4 protein-coding genes and 1 pseudogene are annotated in these 4,974 nt (G+C 49.1%); 1 reads left to right on the top strand and 4 read right to left on the bottom strand.

Features of this window, described 5'->3' with window-relative positions:
• Nucleotides 1–181 precede the first annotated feature (181 nt).
• Both DNK34_RS25165 and DNK34_RS25160 read right to left on the bottom strand, forming a co-directional pair.
• Nucleotides 182–328 (bottom strand): annotated as a pseudogene (locus DNK34_RS25165) (transposase); the annotation flags it as partial.
• Nucleotides 329–766: 438 nt separating this feature from the next.
• Nucleotides 767–1,735 carry an integrase gene (locus DNK34_RS25160; RefSeq protein ID WP_131177987.1) on the bottom strand — a complete coding sequence of 323 codons (969 nt, stop codon included), beginning with the start codon at nt 1,733–1,735 and terminating at the stop codon, nt 767–769.
• A 226-nt stretch (nt 1,736–1,961) separates the two neighbouring features.
• Here DNK34_RS25160 and DNK34_RS25155 point away from each other — a divergent pair, with 226 nt between their 5' ends.
• Entirely contained in the window at nt 1,962–2,528 is a 567-nt protein-coding gene (locus tag DNK34_RS25155; protein WP_131177988.1) for a recombinase family protein, read from the top strand.
• Between the two features lie 113 nt (nt 2,529–2,641).
• Here the strand turns inward: DNK34_RS25155 and DNK34_RS25150 are convergent, their stop codons facing one another.
• On the bottom strand, nt 2,642–3,283 hold the full coding sequence (locus DNK34_RS25150; protein ID WP_131177989.1) for an STM2766 family helicase-associated protein: 642 nt from the start codon (nt 3,281–3,283) through the stop codon (nt 2,642–2,644).
• Nucleotides 3,280–4,860 (bottom strand): STM2767 family DEAD/DEAH box helicase, encoded by a 1,581-nt coding sequence (locus tag DNK34_RS25145; protein ID WP_242675397.1) that lies wholly within the window; start codon nt 4,858–4,860, stop codon nt 3,280–3,282. The genes DNK34_RS25150 and DNK34_RS25145 overlap by 4 nt, the downstream gene beginning before the upstream one ends.
• Nucleotides 4,861–4,974: the final 114 nt, after the last annotated feature.

The following is a 4,974-nucleotide window of genomic DNA, read 5'->3' as shown; positions in this document are numbered from 1 at the left end:
GTGGTTTCCCTGGTGCTCGTTAGGTCTTCGCAAACTCAACGTTAGCCAAGAACCACGATGACCCACCTCTCTCGCCCGTAGGGCGCCTTCGGTTGGTTCAGTTACACCATTTCCAGGGACACGATCCCAAGAACCACGATGACCCACCTCTCTCGCCCGTAGGGCGCCTTCGGTTGGTTCAGTTACACCATTTCCAGGGACACGATCGGGCCGACTCAACCAGCCCAAGCGAACGGGCTGCTTCGATATGGCTGTAGCCCTGGTCGAGCACCAGGCAGGCTGCCTCGCGCTTGAACTCGGGCGTAAACGTACGACGTTGCTTGGTCATCAGACACCTCTCTTATGGCGAGCATTCTCGCCTTAAATGGGTGTCCGGGGTTAGTAGACCACTACACTTTCGCTATGGTGCGGAAATTGACAGCCCTTCCGAAGTCATCTCATGACCTCATGGGCTTGGGGAAATACTGCGTAGCGCAGCGGTAGATTGCCTTGCCGATAGATTTGGGTAAGCGCCCGCTGCCAAGGGGCAGCGGGCAGTTTGTTGCAGGTATCTGGCCGTTCCGCTGAAGGCTCAATCGTCGCCGTGCTTCTTGTCCAGGTACGCTGCGACCATATAGCCAATTACACCTGCGATAGTCAGCGCACTGATGACGGCAAGCACGGCATATACAAGCAATTCAAAACGATCCATACCCTGACTCCTTTAATTCGAGCTCTGCCAAGGTTAAGGGCGTTTGATCTAATCCCAAATCTGCTGTGTGATGGCTTAGCGACTGGTACCGGCGTCTTCCTTCCTCAGGTTGGCTCGGGCACCGACGTACGCATCAGTTTCCCAGATACGCATATTCCCGAGCTCGTAGGCGACGTGATTCCGGGCCTCCAGATCCTCATCGTTGGGAGCTTTGCCCCTAAGAATCGGGGCGTGGTGACCAGACAATCGCCGGTAGAGCTCGCAGGCATATGCCGCGCGACAATCATCAATGTTTAGTCCGTGAGAAAGTAAAAGCTCTTGAGCTGCAGGTAGGTTCTTTAATTTCCATGTACGCCAACCTGCTGGCGTCGCGTGACTGCTACCCTGAAGTTTTTGAAATACTGCGGCCTTCTCCAAAATTACAATTTGCTCAGGGGCAGAAATATTAACGATCCGATGCTCATGCTTATCTTTGCTGAACACATAAAAGATGTTTTCTTCTTTGGCGTCCTTGTGAGCATCTTCTGCGTCGAAGAAAAAAGCCTCAAGCAATGACATGCCGAGGTATCGAACTAGACTGATTAATGTTGCTAGCTGCTCTGAGTGGAGAGCCTGAATATCCACCATCGCGGCTTCAAACTTAGTTCGGTCAAGACTGCACGGCACGGTAATGCGTGCGTGGCTTGGGAAACCAAGACGGCTACCGACGTTAGCCGCTGCGCCCTTCCAACGGCCATCAGTTGCGAAGCCCATCACTGAATATACAGTCTCAAGCAGGACCGACACGCTTTGCAGCGGAAGATTCCCTTGGTATGCCTGGATATAGAGCTCTTCCCCGTACTTCCTCACCAGTTTTTTATTGACGAGTTCCAGGATATCCACCTCATGAGACTCCCTGGCATAAACACTAAACTGCGCCCATTGCTGGTCGTGGATCATGGCCTCGTGCTGACTGAGTAGCCCGCGCCGGACTGCCTCCTCAAGTATCGCCGAGCCGGCCTTGGTCAAGTCCCGATCAAAATGTGAGTGGAAACTCTGCTTCATGGTCATTCCTCCATTCAGCTCAGGTGCTGAGCCGCTAAAGGAAATGTTGAGCGAGGAAAAATATTCTGGGGTTCGGTTTCGGTCGCTTTCAGCGCCTGAAATTGACGAGCGCATCCGTCCCGTAAACGGTCGTTTATGGCACACCTATTCCAGACGAGCTTCTGGGCTTGGGATTTCCCGCTTTCCTGTCACTTTTCTCGTACCGAAATCAGTGTGAGAAAAACGTATGGGAAAGCGGATTGGGTACGCCCGAGTGTCGACTGATGATCAGAATCTCGACCTACAGCGAGATGCACTGGCCCTGGCTGGGTGCTCCGTGGTTTACGAGGAGACAATGAGCGGCAAGTCAGCGGACAGGCCGGAGCTGGGGCATTGCCTCAAGGCTTTGCGCAGCGGAGATACTTTGGTCGTGTGGCGACTGGATCGTCTCGGGCGCTCTCTGCCTGACCTGGTTGGGATCGTCAGTCGTTTGGAGCAGGAGGGCGCGGCCTTCGAGTCCATCAACGAACGAATCGAAACTACCAGCGCTGCCGGCAAGCTGATTTTTCATGTATTCGCTGCGCTGGCAGAGTTCGAGCGAAACTTGATTCGAGAGCGTACTCGCGCAGGACTGGCGGCAGCTCGCGCTCGAGGACGTCAAGGTGGTAGAAAACCTGCGCTGGGCGAATCTCAAGTCCGTGAAATAGAGGCTTTGCTCAAAGATCCACAGATTCAGGTTAGCAATGTGGCCAAGCGATACGGGATATCGAGGACAACGCTGTATCGGTACGTCGGCAAGACCGGGCCGAGATAGTTGTCGCGTGACAGCATACGAAATTACGACCGAGTGATTATAAGTCGGCGTTTAACGTACCTAATCAATAAAGACTAGGGCAGTAGTTAATCTGCTGTGCAGCAGGTATTTAACTACCGGAGGTAGTGTTTCTTTTGTTTGCCATCAAATAAAGAGTAGAAGCATTCGATGTCGGCATATTTATCAATGCCCAGCTTTATTGAGCTGGAGTTCTTGTAGAAGAAGTCAAAATGATAGCGAGGATGTATGCAGCCATCTTCATTGTCTGGGTCGTCATCAAATCTAAAATAACCATGATCGTCAGCGAGCAACGATGCAAAAATATCGTAATAGTGGGTTGCCTCTGAGATATCTAGGCCAAAGCTATCGCTGATGGAGCAAACAATCTCTTCGTGCGATATGAAGCTATGTGCGGCTGTTAATATTGCATTGCGGAGTATAGAGATAAACCGACCGCTAACCGCTTCGCCTGCGGGGTCAAAATTGAAGTATATGGTTTCTCCGTCATTAATTAGCTGAAACGGGATTGCCATAGAGAAAAAGCCATCTCTTTTCTTAACTAATGCCCTGCAAAAGTCTCCGGTGAAGATGGCAAAATCAAAGTCTGGATCATAGTCTGCGGTTCTGCAATGGCCTCGAGTGTTAATAAGTTCGGCTAGATGAAGAATATTGCTCAGGTTGTCAGTCGAGCTTCTAACAGCGCAGAAACCATCAAGGCAATAGCCTGGTATACCCTTGTAAAAGAAGGCGCTCACAGTGCTTTGTTCCTGCGGTATTCGGCCTCCAGAAGTGCCTCTAGGTATTCTTCATCATAATCGGAGTCTTTGACAATGTCGTTCATACGGCTTATGAGTTTGGCGAGTAGTCGAGGCGTTGCTGATCTACTAGCACAATATTGCCTTACAAATTCCTCTACTGAAGGCTGTTCATCTATGACAATAAATTCTTTTTGCTTTGCTATCTCTTCGTCCGAAGGGACTCGAAGGTTCATGTAACCATTTTCGAGCATGTATGTTAGCCCTTCCTTGACGTTTCCCAGCACTTCCGAGTTGGCGCGCTTTCCGAGTACAAGATGGCTTTCTAGGAAAGAACGGGCCATCATTGTATATAGTGCGTTTCGGAATGAAGGATTTCTATTTAGATCGCTTGCAAAGCAGATTACGAAGGGGAATTCTAGCCCTTTTGCGTTGTTTATATTTGAGATGAATAGTTTGTTAGGGTCGCTGTTTTTTGTTTCAAAGGAAACGTTAACTCCCCAATTCAGACGCTGCTTAATTACGATTTTTAGTTCGGCAATTGCATCATATATGTAGTTGTCCTTGTCAAGGAAAATTATTGCAATGTCACCCTGCTGAGTCGAAGGGTGCCTTTCCTTGATTTCTGCAATTACGTTGAGGATGGCTTCTGTGATAGGAAGTCCGTTGTTAAGTGAATGAATTTTTGTGCTTTCAAAATTATTAGGAATGTCTTCAAAGTGCCTAAGTGGGTCGCGCGAAACCAAGGCTCGGTCGCCTTTTCCACGATATACATAACCGCATGCATCCCATTCATTTGGCTTCAGCCATCTTAATACGGGGTTTTCAAACAGGCCCATCCCCAGGGCGTGCGAGAACATGAGGTTCTTAGGGTCGGTCCGGTAGCATTTCTTGAGAACCATGTCTGCCCGATTGACGCTTTCATCTATGGGGCGGAATATATTTTGAAATACGTCGCCGGCAACGAATACTTTCTTCTTTGTTACTAGCTCGCATAACTCGATGAAGCTTGCAGAAAAATCTTGGCTTTCATCTATGAAGACGTAGTCAAATACAAAATCACGTTCGCCAGATATTGCTTTTATATCTTTTATGGCTTTTTTGCATTGATAGTCAAATCCTCCGGATTGCAGACTGCCAAATGGTATTCCGTAGCTGTGGCATATGTAACGATACATTCCTGAGTATGGGTCGCGGCCGCTGCCCCAAGAGTGGAAGCAAAAAAGTTTGTTGTTCCAGTCGATTTGCCGTTCAACTCGCATGAAGTCAAAGAATACGGGGATTCTCTCCTTCATCGTAGAAGCAAGGATTTTGTTAAAGCAGGTGAAGGCGATTTTTGCCTTCAGGTCACTTGAGTATATTTCCTTCATTTTATGGAGTAAAAGCTCAGTCTTGCCAGATCCGGCTAAACCTTGAATTACGAACTTTTTACCAGCGCCCGAGCGGAATACAAAGCTTGTCTGATCAGTATCAAATAAGATGATCTTGGACTTAACGGAGTCAAGAAGGCCAATCGCTTCGAGGTCGATCTTAGTGATGTCATTGATGCTGCCAACCACCAAGGAGGGCGGCGGCAAAATCTGAGTGCAACACCTGACCTTTCCGGTACGGTGCTGCCCCTATGTTTTATTCCGAACTCAGTGTTGAAGAGCGCGCCACCATTCAAATCGGTCATGCCCAAGGCTTCAGCC

This window comes from Phytopseudomonas dryadis (assembly GCF_004327355.1).
Lineage (GTDB): Bacteria > Pseudomonadota > Gammaproteobacteria > Pseudomonadales > Pseudomonadaceae > Aquipseudomonas > Aquipseudomonas dryadis.
Note: the sequence above shows the minus strand (reverse complement) of the source record. Positions and strands in the feature narration are given on the sequence as shown.

Coding starts and splice junctions, on each gene's coding strand:
- DNK34_RS25160 (WP_131177987.1), bottom strand. CDS start 1,735: ATGAAGCAGAGTTTCCACTCACATTTTGATCGGGACTTGACCAAGGCC.
- DNK34_RS25155 (WP_131177988.1), top strand. CDS start 1,962: ATGGGAAAGCGGATTGGGTACGCCCGAGTGTCGACTGATGATCAGAAT.